This window comes from Planococcus sp. TJ-307 (assembly GCF_058268435.1).
On sequence record NZ_JBZDOJ010000010.1, the window covers coordinates 22,152 to 41,789 of the forward strand.

The 19,638-nt window shown below is 45.2% G+C and carries 19 protein-coding genes; 1 reads left to right on the top strand and 18 read right to left on the bottom strand.

Annotated elements, in window-relative coordinates:
* Positions 1-101 precede the first annotated feature (101 nt).
* The 15 genes from mfd to metG form a co-directional block, all read right to left on the bottom strand.
* Positions 102-3,635, bottom strand: a complete 3,534-nt coding sequence (gene mfd / locus AC4EHK_RS18645) for a transcription-repair coupling factor (protein ID WP_490980233.1) — start codon at positions 3,633-3,635, stop codon at positions 102-104.
* A gap of 69 nt (positions 3,636-3,704) precedes the next feature.
* Complete coding sequence (pth, locus tag AC4EHK_RS18650) at positions 3,705-4,268, bottom strand: aminoacyl-tRNA hydrolase (protein WP_490980234.1); 564 nt, start codon at positions 4,266-4,268, stop codon at positions 3,705-3,707.
* 104 nt (positions 4,269-4,372) lie between these two features.
* Positions 4,373-5,026 carry a 50S ribosomal protein L25/general stress protein Ctc gene (locus AC4EHK_RS18655; protein ID WP_490980235.1) on the bottom strand — a complete coding sequence of 218 codons (654 nt, stop codon included), beginning with the start codon at positions 5,024-5,026 and terminating at the stop codon, positions 4,373-4,375.
* A gap of 116 nt (positions 5,027-5,142) precedes the next feature.
* Positions 5,143-6,105 (bottom strand): ribose-phosphate diphosphokinase, encoded by a 963-nt coding sequence (locus AC4EHK_RS18660; protein WP_142830631.1) that lies wholly within the window; start codon positions 6,103-6,105, stop codon positions 5,143-5,145.
* A gap of 15 nt (positions 6,106-6,120) precedes the next feature.
* On the bottom strand, positions 6,121-7,494 hold the full coding sequence (gene glmU, locus AC4EHK_RS18665) for a bifunctional UDP-N-acetylglucosamine diphosphorylase/glucosamine-1-phosphate N-acetyltransferase GlmU (RefSeq protein WP_490980236.1): 1,374 nt from the start codon (positions 7,492-7,494) through the stop codon (positions 6,121-6,123).
* Between the two features lie 247 nt (positions 7,495-7,741).
* Positions 7,742-8,026: a septation regulator SpoVG gene (gene spoVG / locus AC4EHK_RS18670; RefSeq protein ID WP_142830626.1), complete on the bottom strand. Its 285-nt coding sequence runs from the start codon at positions 8,024-8,026 to the stop codon at positions 7,742-7,744.
* A gap of 181 nt (positions 8,027-8,207) precedes the next feature.
* Positions 8,208-8,585: a RidA family protein gene (locus tag AC4EHK_RS18675; RefSeq protein WP_490980237.1), complete on the bottom strand. Its 378-nt coding sequence runs from the start codon at positions 8,583-8,585 to the stop codon at positions 8,208-8,210.
* A gap of 1 nt (position 8,586) precedes the next feature.
* The gene (gene purR, locus AC4EHK_RS18680) at positions 8,587-9,414 is read right to left on the bottom strand and encodes a pur operon repressor (RefSeq protein ID WP_490980238.1); all 828 of its coding nucleotides are present in this window, start codon (positions 9,412-9,414) and stop codon (positions 8,587-8,589) included.
* Between the two features lie 57 nt (positions 9,415-9,471).
* Positions 9,472-10,335 (bottom strand): 4-(cytidine 5'-diphospho)-2-C-methyl-D-erythritol kinase, encoded by an 864-nt coding sequence (ispE, locus tag AC4EHK_RS18685; RefSeq protein WP_490980239.1) that lies wholly within the window; start codon positions 10,333-10,335, stop codon positions 9,472-9,474.
* Between the two features lie 145 nt (positions 10,336-10,480).
* A complete protein-coding gene (gene veg / locus AC4EHK_RS18690; RefSeq protein WP_490980240.1) occupies positions 10,481-10,744 on the bottom strand; it encodes a biofilm formation stimulator Veg in 264 nt (87 codons plus the stop codon).
* Between the two features lie 163 nt (positions 10,745-10,907).
* Entirely contained in the window at positions 10,908-11,786 is an 879-nt protein-coding gene (rsmA, locus tag AC4EHK_RS18695) for a 16S rRNA (adenine(1518)-N(6)/adenine(1519)-N(6))-dimethyltransferase RsmA (RefSeq protein WP_490980241.1), read from the bottom strand.
* Complete coding sequence (gene rnmV / locus AC4EHK_RS18700; RefSeq protein WP_215101508.1) at positions 11,783-12,343, bottom strand: ribonuclease M5; 561 nt, start codon at positions 12,341-12,343, stop codon at positions 11,783-11,785. Before rnmV ends, rsmA begins: the two co-directional genes overlap by 4 nt.
* Before the next feature lie 112 nt (positions 12,344-12,455).
* A complete protein-coding gene (locus tag AC4EHK_RS18705; RefSeq protein WP_490980242.1) occupies positions 12,456-13,829 on the bottom strand; it encodes a ubiquitin-like domain-containing protein in 1,374 nt (457 codons plus the stop codon).
* Positions 13,830-13,900: 71 nt separating this feature from the next.
* A complete protein-coding gene (locus AC4EHK_RS18710; RefSeq protein ID WP_490980243.1) occupies positions 13,901-14,683 on the bottom strand; it encodes a TatD family hydrolase in 783 nt (260 codons plus the stop codon).
* 201 nt (positions 14,684-14,884) lie between these two features.
* Positions 14,885-16,843, bottom strand: coding sequence for a methionine--tRNA ligase (gene metG / locus AC4EHK_RS18715; RefSeq protein WP_490980244.1), 1,959 nt, complete (start codon positions 16,841-16,843; stop codon positions 14,885-14,887).
* A gap of 333 nt (positions 16,844-17,176) precedes the next feature.
* Between metG and abrB the strand changes: the two genes are divergently transcribed.
* Entirely contained in the window at positions 17,177-17,455 is a 279-nt protein-coding gene (gene abrB / locus AC4EHK_RS18720) for a transition state genes transcriptional regulator AbrB (RefSeq protein ID WP_407676721.1), read from the top strand.
* A gap of 251 nt (positions 17,456-17,706) precedes the next feature.
* On the opposite strand, the gene rsmI is transcribed toward abrB, so the two are convergent.
* From rsmI to AC4EHK_RS18735, 3 genes are read right to left on the bottom strand one after another with little or no spacing between them, the layout of a single operon-like run.
* Positions 17,707-18,576, bottom strand: coding sequence for a 16S rRNA (cytidine(1402)-2'-O)-methyltransferase (rsmI, locus tag AC4EHK_RS18725; protein ID WP_490980245.1), 870 nt, complete (start codon positions 18,574-18,576; stop codon positions 17,707-17,709).
* On the bottom strand, positions 18,573-18,842 hold the full coding sequence (locus tag AC4EHK_RS18730) for a GIY-YIG nuclease family protein (protein WP_490980246.1): 270 nt from the start codon (positions 18,840-18,842) through the stop codon (positions 18,573-18,575). The genes rsmI and AC4EHK_RS18730 overlap by 4 nt, the downstream gene beginning before the upstream one ends.
* Positions 18,829-19,566, bottom strand: a complete 738-nt coding sequence (locus AC4EHK_RS18735) for a tRNA1(Val) (adenine(37)-N6)-methyltransferase (RefSeq protein ID WP_490980247.1) — start codon at positions 19,564-19,566, stop codon at positions 18,829-18,831. The genes AC4EHK_RS18730 and AC4EHK_RS18735 overlap by 14 nt, the downstream gene beginning before the upstream one ends.
* Positions 19,567-19,638: the final 72 nt, after the last annotated feature.

Here is a 19,638-nt window from a genome sequence, read left to right on the forward strand (position 1 = left end):
GAAAATCCTACGTCTTCTTGCTTCGCTCAGCTCTCAAACGCGCCTTCAGCAAGTAAGGTTGGGCTATTGAATCGTCCAAAACAATCATTCTTTCGTTCGACTCAACTAACCGATTTTTCTTCACGCAGCGATTCCGGCAGCAGTTTGATCATGCCTTCCAACACATCGAACGGATGCAGTTTTTTGGTTTTGTTTTCATCAATGGACATGACCAGCTGCTGGCCGGACATGCTGAAGCCGACGGCGCGTCCGTACGCAGCTGATTCTTCCACCACTTTGCCGCCGTTAATGCTGGATGTGCCTTTTTCGCTCAGCTTGACGGTTACCACTTTGCCGTTTTGCTTGATTGACTCGACGCCTACTTCGCGTGCCCATACTTTCATGCGGGCAATACGCAGCAAGCTATCGGTTTCATTTGGCATGTCGCCGAAACGGTCGATCAACTCATCCTGCAGCTCGGCCATTTCCTCTACTGTATCCACGCCTTTGACACGTTTGTACATTTGGATCTTCTGGTAGCCGTCGCTGACATAGGAATCGGGAATATAGGCATCGACATCGAGTGAAATCTCGATTTCTGGAACCACTTCTTTTTTGACTCCGGACTGGCGTTCGTCAATTGCCTCCTGCAGCATTTGCGAATACAGATCAAAGCCGACCGAGTCAATAAAGCCATGCTGCTGGGAACCAAGCAGATTTCCTGCCCCGCGAATCGTCAAATCGCGCATGGCGATTTTAAAGCCGGATCCGAGCTCGGTAAATTCCTTGATGGCCATCAAGCGTTTTTCTGCCACATCGGTCAGCACTTTGTCGCGCTGATACATAAAGTACGCATAAGCCACACGGCTCGAGCGTCCGACACGTCCACGCAATTGATAAAGCTGAGACAAGCCCATGCGATCGGCGTTGTAAACGATCAAGGTGTTGACGTTTGGAATATCAATCCCGGTTTCGATGATGGTCGTCGTCACCAAAACATCGTAATCACCGTCAAGAAATCCTAAAATGACCGATTCCAGTTCGGTTTCACTCATTTGCCCGTGGGCATAGCCGACGCGCGCTTCCGGTACCAATGCTTGAATTTCTTCCACTTTCCGCGTCATATCGTCCACTCGGTTGTACAAATAAAACACTTGGCCGCCGCGTGCCATTTCGCGCTCGATAGCTTCGCGCACGAGAGCGCCGTTGTGCTCCATAACATAGCTTTGCACCGGGAAACGATTGGCCGGCGGCGTTTCGATGACGGACAAGTCGCGTACACCGATCATCGACATATGAAGCGTCCGCGGAATCGGTGTTGCCGTCAGCGTTAACACATCTACGTTGGTCTTCATTTGCTTGATTTTTTCTTTATGCGTCACTCCAAAGCGCTGTTCTTCGTCGATGATCAACAGTCCAAGATCTTTGTACTGCATATCTTTCGATAAAATGCGGTGTGTGCCGACAACTACGTCAACTGATCCATTTTTTAAGCCTTTGACGGTTTCGCCCTGTTGTTTTTTGGAACGGAACCGGCTCATCAAGCCGACCGTAATCGGGTAATCCTTGAACCGCTCGCTCATCGTTTCAAAATGCTGCTGTGCCAATATGGTCGTGGGTACGAGGAACGCCACTTGCTTGCCGTCCAATACCGCTTTGAATGCCGCGCGGATAGCGACTTCTGTTTTGCCGTAACCAACATCGCCACAGATCAAGCGGTCCATCGGCCGTTCATTTTCCATATCGCGTTTTACTTCATTAATGGAGCGCAATTGATCGACCGTTTCTTCGTAAGGAAACTCTGCTTCAAATTGGCGCTGCATGTCCTGCTCTTCGGAAAATGCAAAGCCTCTTAATGCTTCCCGCTCCGCATAAAGTTTGATCAGGTCATCCGCAATGTCTTGGACTGCTGCCGATACTTTCGTGCGGGTTTTCTTCCATTCTGCGCCGCCCATCTTATGGAGCTTCGGTTCTTTTTCTTCAGACGCGATGTATTTTTGGATCAAGTCGATTTTATCGACCGGTACGAATAATTTATCGTCAGCCTTGTAGACAATATGAAGGTAATCTTTATGAACGCCGCCACTTTCCAAGGTTTCGATGCCGACAAAACGGCCGATGCCGTGATGAATGTGGACAATGTAATCGCCTGGTTTGATTTCCGAGTAGCTCTTGATGCGCTCGGCATTCGTCAGCTTTTGAGCACGCGTTTTCTTTTTCGGCTGCTGCTTGAACAATTCCGAATCGGTAATGACAGTCAAACGCTGCAACGGCATTTCAAACCCGGTCGATAATTCCCCATCAACCAAATAAATCTTACCGCCTTGAATTTCTGTCGAAGACGAGGCAATTTCCGCTTCCATGTCATAATCGGCCAGAACGGCACGCACTTTTTGCATGCGGTCTTCTCCCTGCGCCACGATAAAGATTTGGAACTTCCCTAAAGTCCATCGCTCCATCTCTGCTTTCAGGAGATGCATTTGGCCGTGGAAAGACTGCATCGGCTTGCATGAAAAGGCAATGGATTTTTTGACCGTCACCATCGGGAACGTCCGGACGAATAAAGACAAGAACGTCACTTTCTGCTCAAGCTTCGCCATCATTTCCCGGAACGTGTAAGTCAACGAAACATCATGAAGAAACTTTCCTTCTTCCAGCAGTGAGACAATCCAATCGCCTTCTTCGCGCTCTAGGGTATCGGTCATTTCCTGGATGCGCCCCAGTTCGTCAAAAAACACCAGTCCATTGCCCGGGAAATAATCACCGAGAAACGCCGATTGTGTATCAATCATGGCCGCATACTTCGCCAGTTGCTCCGGCGTTTCACCTTGTTTCAACAAATCAATGTCGTGCTGAATATGCTGAAGCATCAAAGCTTTCGTATCGTCAGCTTTGATTTTCTTCAAACTGGCAGCAAGTTTAGCTTCTAATTTCCCCGCCAATTCGATGCGCTGGTCTTTCGACAGCACCAATTCACTTGCTGGAAGAATGCACAATGATTGAACTTTCTCCAGTGAACGCTGATCTTCGGCTGAAAACAACCGCAGCGAATCCACTTCCGTATCAAACAACTCAATGCGGACCGGATGTTCAAAGTTCAACGGATAAATATCCAGAATTCCCCCTCGAAGCGCGAACTCTCCAGGAGTGGTCACCATTGGTGTACGGGAATAGCCCATCGCCACCAATTTCAGCAGCCATTCTTCTGTATCCAGCTCTTCGCCTTCAGCGATGCGCAGTGTGGCATAATCCCATTGCTCTTGTGTCGGCAATAGTTTGCGCATTCCTGCTACCGGTGTAATGTAAATGCCTTTGCCAACGCTTTTCATATGATCCAGCGTATCGATGCGGTGAGCCCGCAGTTCCGGTCCTGAAAATGACACCTCTGCAGCAATCAACTCTTCCGCAGGGTAAAGGTGGACTTGCTGCTCCCCAACAAGCCGCACCAAGTCATCGTATACACGCTGGGCATGCAATAAATTGGGTGTCACAATCAATAAAGGGGTTTCTGTTTCCGACCAGATTGTCTGGTAGAAAATCGGCCGCGCACTGCCGGATAAACCGGAAATCAATTGATGGTCTTGCCCCTTTTTCAAATCAGCTATAAACTTTTGTGTATGAGTATCCTCCGAAAAGGTTTGTAAAATATGATTCATCCAACTTCCTCCTTTCAAAAACACACAGGAAACAGAAAAAAGCTCTGAACGCCAGATGCGTCAAAGCGATTATGCTCCATTAAATTGATTCATTACTTCGAGATAAGGTTTAGAGAGCCAAGTTTCGCAAGCTGCCGCACTCTTTTTGATCGCATCGGCGACTTCCGGCATCTCTTCTTTTGAAAAGCGCTGCAGCACATAGTCCGGCACTTTCATGCCTGCGGGTGGACGGCTAATGCCGATGCGCAGCCTGTTAAATTCCTGAGTGCCTAAATGCTGGATCAGTGACTTGATGCCATTATGGCCACCGGCACTGCCTTTTTGGCGCAACCGCAATTGGCCAGCCGGCAAATCCAGGTCATCGTATACCACAATAATGTCTTTTAGCTCGATACTGTAGTAATCTATTACCGCACTAACACTTTCACCTGATAAATTCATGTAAGTCAGCGGCTTCAAAAGCATCACCTTGCCTTCAGGACGATGGCTAATGGAATACATCCCTTTAAATTTCGCCTGCGTCAACGGTGCATTCCATTGGCTTGCCAAATAATCGACCACTTTAAAGCCGATGTTGTGGCGTGTGTCTTCATATGTTTTGCCCGGATTTCCCAGGCCAATAATCAATTTCATACCCATCTTCCTTTGCTTTTTCACTGCCTTTTATTTTACCATAAGTAATCGTGAAACAAAAAAATAGGGACTGTCTCTCGACAGCCCCTATTTCCCACTCGTATTTATGCTTCTTTGTTTTCTTCTTCTTCAGAATCTTCGCTGCCAACCACTTCTGGTTCTGCATCTTCGTCAGATACAGTTTCAAGCTCGTCCAATTCTTCTTGTGTACGTGGAGCTGTTGCAGATACAAGGATAAAGTCGTCTTCATCCAAGATTTCGTATGATACAGTTCCGCGGATATCGCCGACTGTGATTGTTTCGCCAATCGCCAATTCAGTTGTGTCCACTTCTAATGCATCCGGGATGTCAGAAGGTTTTACGCGTACAGTTACTTCGCGGTTTGGCTGAGTGATAAAGCCGCCTTCTTTTTCGCCTACTGATTCGCCAGTCAAGTGAACTGTTACAGCCACTTCTAGCTCATCGGACATGTTGATCGCTAAAAAGTCAACGTGCTTGAAGCTGCCTTTTAAAGCGTCCATTTGGTAGTCGCTCAATACAACGTTTGTGCTTTTGCCATCGATTTCAAGGCTGATTACGCCGTTACGTCCAGATTCACGCAAAGTTTTGATCAATTCGATTTCAGATACAGTTACCGGTGTCGTTTCAGTTTTAAAGCCGTAAACTACGCCTGGTACATTTCCTTTTGAACGAAGTTCAGTTAATGCAGAATTCTTGTTGCTGCTTTCTCTTTTTTGTGCGGTCATTTTTACAGTCATTACTTTCAGCCTCCAGTTATATTAAAAAGTACATAATTCTCGATAGGTACATATAACAGTATATACCCTTTTCCTACAATAATGAAACCTATTACACAGAAAGGTGGTTATTCTGATCAATCAAAGAGTGTGCTGACAGATTTTTGTTCATGAACACGAACAATGGTTTCAGCCAATAAACGCGCTACAGACAATTGCTTGATCTTCGGAGATTTCTTTTCTTCAGGCAATGCAATCGAATTGGTGATGATCAATTCCTTGATCACGGAATCGTTGATGCGCTGTACTGCAGGACCCGACAGGACAGGATGTGTACAGCAGGCGTATACTTCTTTTGCGCCACTTTCAATCAAAGCGCTGGCCGCAATTGAAATGGTTCCCGCTGTATCGATGATGTCATCGATAATGATGGCTGTTTTGCCTTCGACATTACCAACAATGTTCATGACTTCCGATACATTCGGGCGAGGGCGGCGCTTGTCAATAATCGCAATCGGCGCTTTCAGGCGGTCCGCCATTTTGCGTGCACGCGTAACCCCGCCATGATCCGGTGAAACAATGATGACATTTTCAAGATCGATGCCACTTTCGTTCAGGAAATAATCGGAAAGCAAAGGTACAGCTACCAGGTGGTCAATCAAAATATCAAAGAACCCTTGGATTTGAGGAGCGTGCAAATCCAGGACGACTACACGGGTTGCCCCTGCAGTTTCCAAAAGGTTCGCTACTAATTTTGCGGTAATCGGTTCACGTGAGCGGGCTTTACGGTCCTGGCGGGCATAACCGTAATAAGGAATCACGACATTGACTGTGCGGGCAGAGGCACGTTTGACAGCATCGATCATGATCAATAACTCCATCAAGTTTTCATTGACTGGCTGAGAAGTCGATTGCACGATGAATACATCATAACCACGAATACTTTCTTCAATATTGATCTGGATTTCACCGTCACTGAAATGTGTAACCGAACTTTTTCCAAGTGGAATGCCTGCGTGTTCTGAAATTTCTTCAGCCAGCGCCTGGTTCGAATTCAATGAAAAGATTTTCAATTTCGAGTTTGCATTTTGATAGCCCATTAGGTGTGAACCCTCCTATTTTTTACCGTTCAATTTGTTTGCGTAGCCTTCTTTATTTTCCTGGCGCGCGCGAGCAATCGCCAATGAATCCGTTGGAACATCTTTCGAAATGGTAGAGCCAGCCGCTACATAAGACCCTTTGCCTACAGTAACCGGTGCAATCAGATTGGAGTTGCAGCCGATAAAGGTGTTATCTTCGATAACGGTCTGGAATTTATTTTTTCCATCATAGTTAACCGTGATTGTGCCGCAGCCGATATTGACGTCTGTTCCCACCTGGGCATCGCCAATATAGCTTAAGTGAGAAACTTTGCTGTCGTTTCCGACGGTTGATTTTTTCACTTCGACAAAGTTGCCGATTTTTACATCATTGCCCAATACCGTTTCTGGACGGATGTGTGCAAACGGCCCCACAGCTGTATCTGTTCCGATGCTGCTGTCGTGGATCTCTGAACTGCGGATGGTCGTACGGTCTCCGATAGTGCTGTTGACAATATGGCTGTTCGAAGAAATGACGCAGTCTTCTCCGATTTTCGTATCCCCATCGATCGTTACGTTCGGGTGGATGATGGTATCCGCCCCAATTTCCGCTTGTGCGCTAATATAAGCTGTTGCCGGATCAATGATGGACACACCGGCTCTCATGTGCTTTTCAGCAATTCGTTTGCGCATTGTGCTTTCCGCTTGGCTCAAAGCCACACGGTCGTTTACCCCAAGAGTTTCATCAAAGCTGTCTGTTGCATAAGCGGCAACAACTTCTCCTTGTTTTTGAAGAATTTCGATGACGTCTGGCAAATAATATTCACCTTGGACATTGTCATTGGAAACCAGTTTCAACGCTTCGAACAATGCTTCATTATCAAAACAGTACGTTCCGGTATTGATTTCTTTCACTTGCTGCTCTTCTGGAGATGCGTCTTTTTGCTCGACGATCTTTTCGACGATGCCAGCGTTGTTGCGAAGAATCCGTCCGTAGCCTGTTGGATTGTCGGCGATTGCCGTTAAGATTGTAGCTTTTGCCTGAGTTTCAGCATGCTGATCAAGAAGAGCCTGCATGGTTTCCGGACGTATTAGCGGTGTGTCCCCGCAAACGACCAACGTTGTGCCAGCAAGCCCTTCGATCATAGAAGCTGTTTGCTGCACGGCATGAGCCGTTCCTAGTTGTTCCGATTGCAACGCGTATTCACTTTTTTCGCCCAGCTGCTGCTGAACTTTTTCTGCCCCATGGCCCACAACGGTAACGATTTTTTCGACGCCGAGTTTCTCGACATTGCGCGTCACGTGCTCAACCATCGGCATACCGCATACTGGATGAAGCACTTTGTACAATTTTGACTTCATGCGCGTGCCTTGGCCGGCAGCTAAAATTACTGCGTATGTATTCGCCATTCCTTGCCCCTCCACTCCTGAGCTGATAAGATGTCCATTTTGACCTTCTTATCGACCATTTATTTATACCGCTTGTGAAATCCAGTTTTTAAACTGGCTATGTCAATTTAAAAAATCGCTTTTCCTTATTGACTATAGCGGAAAAACCCTGTTTTTTCAAGGTTTCAAGGCATGACAATACCATTACAAAAAAAGTCAAATAAAAAAAGAGCCTATTTAATATAGAAGGCCCCTTGATTCCGCTCCGTTAAACACTGGCATTTTCCAATACCGTTTCGCTTTCACTTTGCTCATATGCAGTTAAGACAGCTTCTTGAAGCTTGGTGCGTGCGCTCGAATTGATCGGATGGGCAATATCCCGAAACTCTCCATCCGGTGTTCTTTTGCTCGGCATCGCAACAAACAAGCCTTCATTTCCATCAATCACACGAATGTCATGGATGACAAACTCATTATCCAGTGTGATGGAAGCGATTGCTCTCATTCTGCCATCGGTTTGTACACGACGCAATCTCACATCTGTTACTTCCATTCTTTCATCCTCCCTTCTCTCAGCTGTTATTTAAACCCTAATTATGGGTATTCGCTAAAAAGGACTAATCTCCTTCATAATTTACAAAACTTATTAGAAAATTTGATCAATAAAACAAAAGAACTGCAAGCAGCTCGTTTATACGAGGAAGCTTGCAGTTCTTTTGTTTCAAAATTTGCTTTTAGTTGTTCACTTTTGCAATAACTTCAATTTCTACTTTCACGTCTTTTGGCAGACGGGCCACTTCAACAGTTGAGCGTGCCGGTTTATGATCGCCAAAATATGCTGCGTAAACCTCGTTCAATTCCGCAAAATCGTTCATATCTTTAATAAAAACAGTGGTCTTAATAACTTCCCCCAGAGAGGAACCGGCTTCTGCAAGAACGGCTTTTAAGTTAGAAAAGACTTGATGAGCCTGGTCAGACATCGTGCCTTCCACCAATTCTCCGGTTGCAGTTAATGGAATTTGGCCTGAACTGTAGAGCAGCCCTCCTGAAACCACACCTTGTGAATAGGGTCCAATCGCAGCAGCTGCTTTATCTGTCGCTACATAATTCATATTAAATTCCTCCATTCTCAAAGTAATTTCCTTCTTCTAAAGCAATTGTGCGTTCTTTTTCGCTCACTTCATGCAATTTGACGAGAGACAGGTATTTTTCTACAAGCCGTTCATCCGAATGTTCTGCCTCGACCAATACAGCCACCCCAGCCAACGTGCATTCAAACTCCTCCAGCAAGTTTTTCATGCCGTTCATCGTTCCGCCGACTTTCATAAAGTCGTCGGTGATAAGGACACGCTGGCCGCTTTTCATGCTGCGTTTTGACAACACCATGGTCTGAATGCGGCGGGAAGATCCTGAAACATAATTGATGCTAACTGTAGAGCCTTCCGTAACTTTGCTGTCTCTACGGACGATAACCACCGGCACATTTAAATGGCGGGCAATCGCATGGGCAATGGGGATGCCCTTTGTAGCCACTGTCATAATAACGTCAATTTTTTCTTTTGCGAACGCGGTGGCGAATACTTTGCCGACACGGTTCATCATCTCCGGATTACCCAACACATCGGTCATATACAAATAGCCCCCCGGCAGAAGCCGATCGGAATGACTCAGCTCTTCCATGAGATCTGCCATAATAGACCTGATTTCACGGGCTTGGAGCTTAGGAATAAATTTAACGCCGCCCGCTGCTCCGGGAACGGTCATCAGCAAACCAATTCCTTTTTCTTCGAACGTTTCTTTGACAATCCCCAAATCTTCACTGATAGACGACTTGGCTGATTGATAAAGATCCGAGAAATAAGTCAGCGGAATTAATTTATGCGGGTGTTCCAATAAAAAATGCGTCATATCAACAAGCCGTTCACTGCGCTTCCACTTCAAGACTACCCTCTCCTAAACACGAATGATTTATAGAAAACTTACCATAAATATCCGTATTTAGGCAAGTGGCTCCCGTTCGCCGATCAAACGCACAGCGTAAACTTCTGAACAGAATCCACGCAAGCCATTATAAATGCGCGGAATGCGTGCTTCGTTATGCACCAATCCAAAAACCGTCGGGCCGCTGCCGCTCATCAATACCGCGTCAGCACCAAATTTCTTCATCTGTTCTTTAATTTGTTCAACTTCCGGATACAATTTTAAGGTAACGCTCTCGAGTGCATTTCCTAAGTTGTCACACATGGCTTCATAATCGCCGTCATGGAGTGCTTGGATCATTTCGTCCGTATTTGGATGCTGAGCTGTTTGGACATCGAACGCTCCGTAAACGTCAGCTGTAGAAACCCCAATTGTCGGCTTCGCTAAAATAACCCAACAATTTGGCGGAGTCGGCAACTCCTGGATAATTTCACCACGCCCTTTAGCTAACGCCGTGCCCCCGTAAACACAAAAAGAAACGTCTGAACCAATTTTGGCTCCCAGTTCAGCTAACTCATCAAGTGACAGGTTTAATTGCCACAGTTTGTTGAGCCCTTTTAATGTTGCTGCGGCATCACTGCTGCCTCCAGCAAGGCCGGCAGCGACCGGAATTTTTTTATCCAGCGAAATGATGACGCCGGTTTTGATGTTGAAAGTATCTTTGATCAATTGCGCCGCCTGGTAAGCAAGGTTGCGGGAATCGTTCGGTACAAAGCGATCTGCAGACTGGATATGTATGCCTTTGGCGGTTCCCATCAATCCGATGCGGTCCGACAAATCCACCGTTGTCATGATCATTTCAATTTCGTGGTAATTATCTGGACGTTTATGTAACACGTCTAATGTTAAGTTGATCTTGGCAGGCGCTTTTACGTAGAGCATCCCACTGCCTCCTTTTATATTCTAATGAAGACTATTTTAACATACCGCCGGACAATGGAAAGCAAAGTGCCGACAGAAACAAAAAAACTCGCTTTCTGCTTGTAAGCAGGAGCAAGTTTTGGAGTAACTTATACATATGATTCAATTATTTCACGACAAGTGCGTTTTCAGTTCCTTCGTACACAGTAATTTCTACTGCTTCAGTTAAGATGTCTGCGTAGCTGTAAGACACGCGTTCAAATGCATGCTCTTCTTGATCTAGCTCAATTACGAACACGGAGTGATACGTTTCGCGCAGGATTCCGGCACGTTCGACCGTTTTCTTGCGACCTCCGTTTGCCTTCAAAAGCAAGCGTTTTCCTAAATGTAGGTCTAACGACTTTTTAATATCCGCCAAAGTTTTGGGCATTTTGTCTACACCTCACTATAGACAAAATTTTACCATAATATAATGGAATAGTCAAGCAAATTTATAATTTTATCAACGACTGCCCAGTGCTGTCAATATTTATTTATTCGAAATATCTTTAACCCGAAACAACATGTGCCAAAATTGTAACAGATCCCCGGTTTCACTGGAAATAAGCATACAATTTGTCAGCGAGCAACCCAAATTCTTTGATCGTTAAGGTTTCTCCGCGACGTGCAGGATCGATTTCTGCTTCTTCCAATGCCTTCAAAATCAGTTCTTTTTTCTCTTTTCCTAAAGGCATTGCCACTTGAAGGTTGTTCAAAATAGTTTTTCTTCGTTGAACAAACGACCCTCTTGTCACACTAAAGAAAAAGTCCTCATCAATGACTTCCACTTCTGGAACTTCCCGTTTAGTCATTCGAATAACAGCCGAATCAACATTCGGCTGCGGCAAAAATACGGACTTCGGAACCGTTAATGCCATCTCGGCCTGTGTGTAGTACTGAATCGCGATAGACAGCGATCCGTAAGCCTTAGTCCCAGGTTTAGCTGTAATGCGTTCAGCCACCTCTTTTTGCAGCATAACGACCATACCGCGAATCGGCAATTTTTCCAGCAATAGCTTCAAAATAATAGGTGTCGTTACATAATAGGGCAAATTTGCTACAACGACGATATCATCATAACCTGCCAGCTCACGGTCGATAGCAGCTTGCACATCGGTTTTCAAAATATCGGCATGAACGATGGAAATGTTGTCGTATGGTGAGAGTGTGTCGTCGAGTACAGGAAGCAGCCGCTGATCGATTTCAAAAGCCAGCACTTTGCCTGCTTCTCTTGCCAGATGTTCGGTTAATGCACCAATTCCCGGGCCAATTTCGATGGCTGCAGAGTTCTTGGTCAATTTTGCCTGTCCGACAATTTTTCGTAAAATATTAGGATCGATTAAAAAGTTCTGCCCCAAGCTTTTTTTCACTTTTAAATCATATTTTGCCATGATTTGTTGGGTGCGGATGGGTGTCGCTATATCTTTGGTCATTGGTTTTCCTCCTGAGTTAACGCTTGTACCGCTTTAATAAACTGGTCTTTGGATATACCGAACATATAGAGACGCTTCTGGAGCTGTTTGCCATTGGTATAGCCGATCTGTAGATCATTGCCGATTTGGATGCGGCGCTGTTTGGCTTGTGGATGTGCTACAAGCCCAGCATCGATCAAATCTTCCATGGTAATCTCTACAGCACGTTCTTCCTGCAGCGGCGTATAGACAGCTTGTAAGGCTTCGCGGATGTCTTCATCACGGGCATGCTCGATTCCTAAACCTTTGCCATTTTTAGCAATCGTCTTTTCTTTCGCCAAAAATGCATGCTTAGCCTGAGGCACGTGTTCTTCAATAATAGCACGGATACGCCGTCCCGGATAATCAGGATCTGTAAAAACGATGACACCCCGTTTTTGTTGCGCGTGCGCAATTCGCTGAAGTGTTTCTGGCGTTATGGCGGAACCGTTGGTCTCAATTGTATCTGCGTTGACTGCGCGCTTAATCGCGACTGTATCGTCTTTTCCTTCAACTACGATAATTTCATTTATCTTCATATATATTTCCTCTTTTCAAGCTTCTTGTTTATTCTACACGTTAGCGGGTAGACATGTAAAAAGCTTTCCTGGGAATGAACCCAAGAAAGCCTATGGTGGAGTTTACTGTAGATTAGTTAAGAATTCTAACTTTTACTTGTTTGCGTCCAAATGAGATCGCATCAGATTGGCTGGCCATAAACAAATCAATCTTGTTGCCTTTGATTGCTCCGCCAGTATCACCTGCAATCGCATTTCCATATCCTTCAACCCATACTTTAGAGCCTAACGGAATAACGCTAGGGTCTACAGCAATCACTTTAAGGCCTGGATTTGTATGCAAGTTGATTCCGGTAGCTGTAATTCCTGAACAGCCGGTGCAGCTTGCTGTATAAGCTGTGGCTGACACGTAAAACTCTTTGCCGCCTGTTGGCTCCGCTTCTGCCGGTGCTGCTTTAGCAGGTTCTGCTTTTGCTTGTGCAGGAGCAGGTTTTTTTTCAGCTGAAGCTGTTTTGACTGATGCTTTTTCTGCTGGTGCTGCTTTTTTCTCGGTTGGTGTTGCCTGTTTTGCAGGCTCTGCTTTAGCTGTTGGAGCTGCTGCTTTGGCTTGAGTGCCACGTGAAACGCTGGCCACAACGGTTTTCGTTCCTACTGCAGTTACTTGCTTCGTTGGTTCTTTTACCACTTTTTCGTTTTTAAGGTCACGCTTTACTTCTTTGCCGTTTTCCTTAACCACTTCGTACGTTTTTTCAACTACGCCATTCGCTCCCTTTTGGACAAGCTTTTCGCTGCCTTTGAGAAGTGAACTGTCTTTTTTTGTTTCTACCGCATATTTTACAGAATCCTCGACTACATCGGTGACCTTTTCAACGCGGACCACTTTGACTGTTGAATTCCGAAGGACCAATTCGTCCATTTCGTTCTCCACTCGATCCAGTTTGCCCACTGAAATTTCATGCTGCTTTAAAAGGTCAGCGACCGTAGTCGAAGTAGACCATACTTTCTTATCTTCCGTACCGTCTTGAATGGTAACCTCATAAGCTTTTTCCACTGAGATCGTTGTTTCCTCATCAACTTGCTCTTCTAGTGCCGGTGATACTTTATCGTGTTTCGTAAGCTCAACGTTCGCTTTTGCCAAAATTTCTGACACCGTGTTTTCAGTTGTCCAAGCCGAAGTGGCCTCTCCATCAACTGTCACATTGTATTGTTCTGCTGCATCCCATTCGAGAGATAAATCTTCATTGATTGCTGTTTCTGCAGAATGGCTCAAGAAATCGTGTTCTCCAGGTTTGATGTCCTGCTCTTCTAAAAATGCTCCGACGGTTTCTGCATGGGTTCTTACTTCTTCCTGTTCACCATTTGCTGTTACAGATACTGTATTCTTTGTGCCTTCATATATTGCAAAGGTCAAAACCGCTGCAAACAACAATACAGTTGCGATTGTTACCGCCAATGATTTACCTTTGAATAATTTTGATGATTTGGGTTTATTTGTTTCTATTGACAAAAATAATTCCTCCTTCTTCACTTGAGTGATTATATGGGCTCATGTTTAACGTGTCAAACGATCTGATTTTTTTAATTTCCCTTTTTTTGAGAAAGTTTATAAAATTTTTCAGCATTTTCAGTGGTTGCTTTTGCTACTTCTTCTATCGAAATTCCTTTTAATCGTGCGATTTCTTCGGCTACTAATGGCACATAAGAGGGTTCATTTCGCTTTCCACGATACGGGTGAGGCGCTAAATACGGAGCATCTGTTTCGATCATCAGGTGATCGAGTGAAATCAATTCGGCGACTTCTTTCGGCTTTTTGGCATTTTTGAATGTGACCGGCCCGCCAAGAGAAATCATAAAGTTCATTTCTATACTTTCGCGGGCAGTTTCAACGCTGCCGCTGAAACAATGCATGACACCGCCTACTTCTGCTGCATTTTCTTCTTTTAGAATTTTCAAGACATCTTCCGTGGCTTCCCGATTGTGGATGATAATAGGCAACTCGACTTTTTTAGCCAATCGAATCTGCTTGCGGAAAATTTCCTGCTGCACTTCTTTTGGTGACTTGTCCCAATGGTAATCCAATCCGGTTTCCCCGATTCCAACTACTTTTGGATGGGCTGATAGTTCTTCAATCCATTTCAGGTCTTCTTCAGTACAATCGATGGCATCGACTGGATGCCAACCAATTACTGCGAAGATGAATTCATAGGTTTCGGCCAATTCTATGGCTCGTTCGATCGTTTTTCGGTCGAAGCCGATGACTACCATTTTCTCCACATGGCTTTCTCGTGCACGCTCAATGACTTGTACCAGGTCCTCATCATATTGGTCTGCATTTAAATGTACATGGGTATCGATAAACATCAATCATTCTCCTCACATTAAGCTTTATTCTAATGGTTCCACCTGTATCTTTCTTCACAGCAACATTACAATTGGGTAACAAAACATGTTAGTTCCATGTCAAAACGATTATTTCAGCTGTAATCTTGGGCCGTAAAACCCAGAAAAACCAAAAAAGACCCACTTTTCAAAGTGGGTCAAAACAGGCCTTTTCCAGTAGTGTTATTTTATTTTCGCGCCATTTGGGAGTTTTTCAGCAACTGACGCCAACGTCAGGTAGCCGTCTTTTTCACCAGCTAAGATCATGCCTTGAGACAATTCGCCTCGAAGTTTTACAGGTTTTAGGTTGGCGACTACTACTACTTTCTTGCCAACTAGTTCTGCGGGTTTGTAATGTTCTGCAATCCCAGAAACCACTTGCCGCTGCTCATACCCCATATCCAACTGAAGTTTCAACAGTTTTGATGTCTTTGGAACAGCTTCACAAGCTGTCACTGTCGCTACACGCAAATCTACTTTTGCAAAATCTTCAATCGCGATTTCCGGAACGTCTGGAACTTCGACAATTGTTGGCTCTTCTGCAACTGGTGCCGCAGTGCCGCGCATTTGATCGCGAATGTACGCAACTTCCGGTTCTACTTCAAGACGCGGGAAGATAGGCGTTCCTTTGGACACCACTTGAGTGCCTGAAGGAATTTGGCTAAAGTCTTGCAGCGTATCCCAAGCTAAAAATTCTTCTGTCAGTCCAAGCTGTTCAATAATTTGCTTTGGTGCGTTCGGCAGGAACGGCTGCAACATAACTGCAGTCATACGCAGGCTTTCTGCCAGATGAGCCATTACTGAAGCCAACTGGCTTTTTGCAGCTTCGTCTTTTGCCAGTACCCATGGCTGTGTTTCATCGATGTATTTATTGGTTCTTGAAATCAGTGCCCAAACTTCACTTAAGACAATGCTGAATTGCATTCTCTCCATATGCTGCTCGTAGACTTTTACTGTCTGCGCAGCTACGCGTTGAAGCGGCCCGTCAAATTCCGTCTGCAATCCGTTGATCTGCGGTACAGCCCCGTCGAAATATTTATTGATCATCGATACCGTCCGGTTTAATAAGTTCCCGAGATCGTTTGCTAAATCAAAATTGGTTCGCTCGACAAACGATTCTGGTGAAAAGACGCCGTCTGAACCAAATGGCAGCTCACGCAACAGGAAGTAGCGTGTCGCATCCAAGCCGTAGCGCTCCACGAGCATTTCCGGATAAACAACATTGCCTTTGGATTTTGACATCTTGCCGTCTTTCATCATGATAAAGCCGTGGGCAAACACTTTCTTCGGCAGCGGCAAATCCAATGCCATTAAGAAAATCGGCCAATAGATCGTATGAAAGCGAACAATATCTTTCCCAACTACATGCACATCGGCCGGCCAGTACTTATTGAATAGAGTTTCGTCATCTGAGCCGTAGCCAAGTGACGTGATGTAATTCGACAATGCATCGACCCATACATAAATGACGTGTTTTGGATCTCCTGGAACCGGAATTCCCCAATCAAAAGAAGTCCGTGATACCGATAGGTCTTCTAGTCCAGGTTTGATGAAATTATTGATCATTTCGTTTTTGCGCGATTCCGGCTCAATAAATTCGACATTGTTTTCGTAATACTCGAGCAAGCGTCCTGCATATTTTTTCATATTGAAGAAATATGATTCTTCTTTAACTTTGTGGACTGGGCGCCCGCAATCCGGACAATTCCCGTTGTCCAACTGGTTTTCCGTAAAGAACGATTCGCAAGGCGTACAGTACCAGCCTTCATACTCGCCTTTATAAATATCGCCATTGTCGAGGAAGGTTTTGAAAATCCGTTCCACTCCTTCTTTATGGCGATTTTCTGTAGTGCGGATAAAATCATCGTACGTAATATCCATTGTCGACCAAACTTGTTTAGCGGCTGCAGCCATGTCATCCACAAACTCCTGTGGCGCCATGCCCGCTTCTTGCGCTTTTTCTTCAATTTTTTGGCCATGTTCGTCCATTCCAGTCAAAAACCGGACATCAAATCCACGTAAACGCTTGTAGCGGACCATTGCATCAGAGGCGACCGTTGTATAAGCCGTTCCAATATGGAATTTTCCGCTTGGGTAATAAATCGGGGTAGTTAAATAAAAGGTCTCTTTGTTAGCAGTCACGAAAAATTCCTCCAGTTTTTTGGTATAGTTCTTATTTTAACGAAGTCCCCTATTTTGTACAATCTTTCAATTCGACAAAGAAGTTTTCAGTAAAAATTCGACATTTTTTATTCAAACTTGAGAGTATTTTTTCAGTTTTCCAGCAACCTTGTCAAATTCATGGCGTTCTTAAGCATAAATCAAAGAAAATTAACAAGAGATGTAAAATTTCATTATGATTCTGATAGTTTTTTATTGACCAAATTGCCAGTAGTTGGTATGATTTATGACAGGAAGTGGTAAATGTCGAATTTTGACGAATGCATCCGATAAATTAAAAGGGGGATTATTATTATGAAATCGACAGGTATTGTTCGAAAAGTGGACGAATTAGGACGTGTGGTAATTCCGATTGAATTACGCCGTACTTTGGGAATCGCAGAAAAAGACGCATTGGAAATTTATGTGGATGACGACAAAATTATCTTGAAAAAATATTTACCTAATATGACATGTGCAGTTACAGGCGAAGTATCAGACGACAACATGCAGTTGGTTGGCGGGAAATTGATTTTGAGTGCTGAAGGCGCAGAAATGCTGGTAAAAGAGATTCAAAATAACTTGAAAAAGTAAGATTGCAAAACCCAGGATGCATTGGCATCCTGGGTTTTTTCATGTTCAAGGAACTGGTCTTACAACGGTTGTGGAATCTGCACGGGCGCTTCCGCTTTTCGGTACTAAAAGGCTGCTTCCGCTTTTCTTACTGCCCAGACTTCAGCGCCCAGATCCTTGGATCATAAGCCACGCTGGCTGTGCGGCTGAAAACATGCCGCTTCGCCAGCACGTCTTATGCCCATCGGATCTACACGGGCGCTTCCGCTTTTCTAAGTATGATAAGCCTGGTAAACTTCCCTCTTGGACAGTTGGCGTTCGATTGCTGCTTCTTTGATGGCTTCTTTGGATGTCAGGTCTTTGGTTGCGATCAGCTGGTCTACGTGTTCTTCAATGGACAGGTTCTCCCACCATTTCACATTTTCCAAAGGTTCTGGGTCAGCGTTGCCTTCGAGTACCAGACAAAATTCACCACGGATTTCATTTTCTTCAGCCCATCCCACTGCCTCTTCAATCGTCCCTCTTAAAAACTCTTCGAATTTTTTTGTCACTTCCCGCGCCAACGTGATCTTTCGTTCGTCGCCTACTGCTTTTTGGATGCTTTTCAAGCTTTCCTTCAGCCGATGGGGAGCTTCGTAAAAAATCAGGGTTTCTTCTTTCTGGCTGAGGAGTTCCAGCTCTGCCTGCCGGTCTTTTTTATTGCGCGATAGGAATCCGTAAAACAAAAAGGGCTGCGGCGAGATTCCAGATGCAATCAGTGCACTCAGAGCCGCGTTGGCTCCGGGTATTGGCACAACAGGATAGCCTTCAGCAACCGCTCGTTTGACGATGTCTTCTCCAGGATCGGAAATGCATGGCATTCCCGCATCACTGACCAACGCCACGGACTTGCCTTCTTCCAAGTACGACAAGATCTTAAAACCGCCGCTCTCCTGGTTGTGTTCGTGGTAGCTGACCAACTTGGTCTGAATATCGAAATAGTTGCAGAGATTTTTGGTGTTGCGCGTGTCTTCCGCCGCAATTATATCCACTTCTTTTAGGATGCGCAGGGCGCGGATTGTCATATCTTCCAAATTGCCGATGGGTGTTGCCACCAAATACAAAGTGGCTGTCTTGTGCTGAAAACTTTTTTGGGATTTCATTTGCCGTTCTCCTTTCCTTCAGCAATATACCGGATTTTTTGTGCCTTTGTTAATTGCTTGAAGGCATATTCCGCTTTCATCGCTGCCGGTTTTGTGTCAAAGCATTCCTGATGAATAAGCTTGGATGGCCCTTTAGCTCGTGTGTATTTCGCACCTTTTCCTGCATTGTGCGCAGCGAGCCTCTTTTCAAGGTCGTTGGTGTACCCGGCATAATAAGACCGATCGGCGCATTCCAGAACGTAAAAATAATGGTTACTCGCTGCCATACAACAATTCCCGCACTTCCTCGGTATATTCTCCATTATCACCATAGACTATTAGCGGTGGCAGAATTTTCAAATCCGGTTTGCCGTCTTTGATTCCTTCAATTAATAGCGTATTGGCTTCTTTGCCTGCCTTCGGATATACCAAACGGATTCGTTTCGGTTCCAGCCGGTTGGCGCGCATTGCCGCAATCAGGTCGATCAAGCGGCCGGACCGATGGACAAATGCTGCTTTTCCGCCTTGCTTCAGCAACTGGCTTGCTGCCAAAACCGCTTCATCCAAGGTCAGGTGCAGCTCATGCCGCGCAATCGCCATGTGCTCACTGATGTTTTTGTCGCTCATCTCATGTGCCGGGAAATAGGGCGGGTTGCAGGTCACGACATCGTATTTTTCAAATCCCAGCTGTGCCGGCATGTCTTTTACATCGCCTTTAATAATGTCAATTTGCTGCTCGAGGCCATTATAGGCCACACTGCGCCGCGCCATGTGGGCAAGCCGCTCCTGCAGCTCCACACCGATGATGCGGGATTCCGTACGGGCGCTTAAAAACAATGGAATCGCCCCGTTGCCAGTGCACAGATCCACGATGGTTCCTCTTTTCAGTGGAACATAAGCAAAACGCGCCAACAGAACGGCATCAAGCGAAAACGAAAACACCGACGGACTTTGGATGATCCGAAGGTCTTCTGCCAATAAATAATCCAATCTTTCGTCATCCACTAACATCTGTTCAACTCCCAGCATAACAAAAGGCTGCCGCCACACGGAGTGTCGGAAGCCTTTCTCTTTATCATCTTA

Excerpts from the sequence above, each read along its gene's own strand:
- glmU (WP_490980236.1), bottom strand. The coding sequence starts at position 7,494 with ATGGCGAATACATACGCAGTAATTTTAGCTGCCGGCCAAGGCACGCGC.
- AC4EHK_RS18660 (WP_142830631.1), bottom strand. The coding sequence starts at position 6,105 with ATGGGCTATCAAAATGCAAACTCGAAATTGAAAATCTTTTCATTGAAT.
- rsmI (WP_490980245.1), bottom strand. The coding sequence starts at position 18,576 with ATGAAATCCCAAAAAAGTTTTCAGCACAAGACAGCCACTTTGTATTTG.
- abrB (WP_407676721.1), top strand. The coding sequence starts at position 17,177 with ATGAAATCGACAGGTATTGTTCGAAAAGTGGACGAATTAGGACGTGTG.
- spoVG (WP_142830626.1), bottom strand. The coding sequence starts at position 8,026 with ATGGAAGTAACAGATGTGAGATTGCGTCGTGTACAAACCGATGGCAGA.
- veg (WP_490980240.1), bottom strand. The coding sequence starts at position 10,744 with ATGCCCAAAACTTTGGCGGATATTAAAAAGTCGTTAGACCTACATTTA.
- rnmV (WP_215101508.1), bottom strand. The coding sequence starts at position 12,343 with ATGAAGATAAATGAAATTATCGTAGTTGAAGGAAAAGACGATACAGTC.
- AC4EHK_RS18675 (WP_490980237.1), bottom strand. The coding sequence starts at position 8,585 with ATGAATTATGTAGCGACAGATAAAGCAGCTGCTGCGATTGGACCCTAT.
- AC4EHK_RS18655 (WP_490980235.1), bottom strand. The coding sequence starts at position 5,026 with ATGACTGTAAAAATGACCGCACAAAAAAGAGAAAGCAGCAACAAGAAT.
- AC4EHK_RS18735 (WP_490980247.1), bottom strand. The coding sequence starts at position 19,566 with ATGTTAGTGGATGACGAAAGATTGGATTATTTATTGGCAGAAGACCTT.
- AC4EHK_RS18730 (WP_490980246.1), bottom strand. The coding sequence starts at position 18,842 with ATGGCAGCGAGTAACCATTATTTTTACGTTCTGGAATGCGCCGATCGG.
- AC4EHK_RS18710 (WP_490980243.1), bottom strand. The coding sequence starts at position 14,683 with ATGTTTATCGATACCCATGTACATTTAAATGCAGACCAATATGATGAG.
- ispE (WP_490980239.1), bottom strand. The coding sequence starts at position 10,335 with ATGCTCTACGTAAAAGCGCCTGCCAAGATCAACTTAACATTAGACGTG.
- rsmA (WP_490980241.1), bottom strand. The coding sequence starts at position 11,786 with ATGACCAAAGATATAGCGACACCCATCCGCACCCAACAAATCATGGCA.
- mfd (WP_490980233.1), bottom strand. The coding sequence starts at position 3,635 with ATGAATCATATTTTACAAACCTTTTCGGAGGATACTCATACACAAAAG.
- pth (WP_490980234.1), bottom strand. The coding sequence starts at position 4,268 with ATGAAATTGATTATTGGCCTGGGAAATCCGGGCAAAACATATGAAGAC.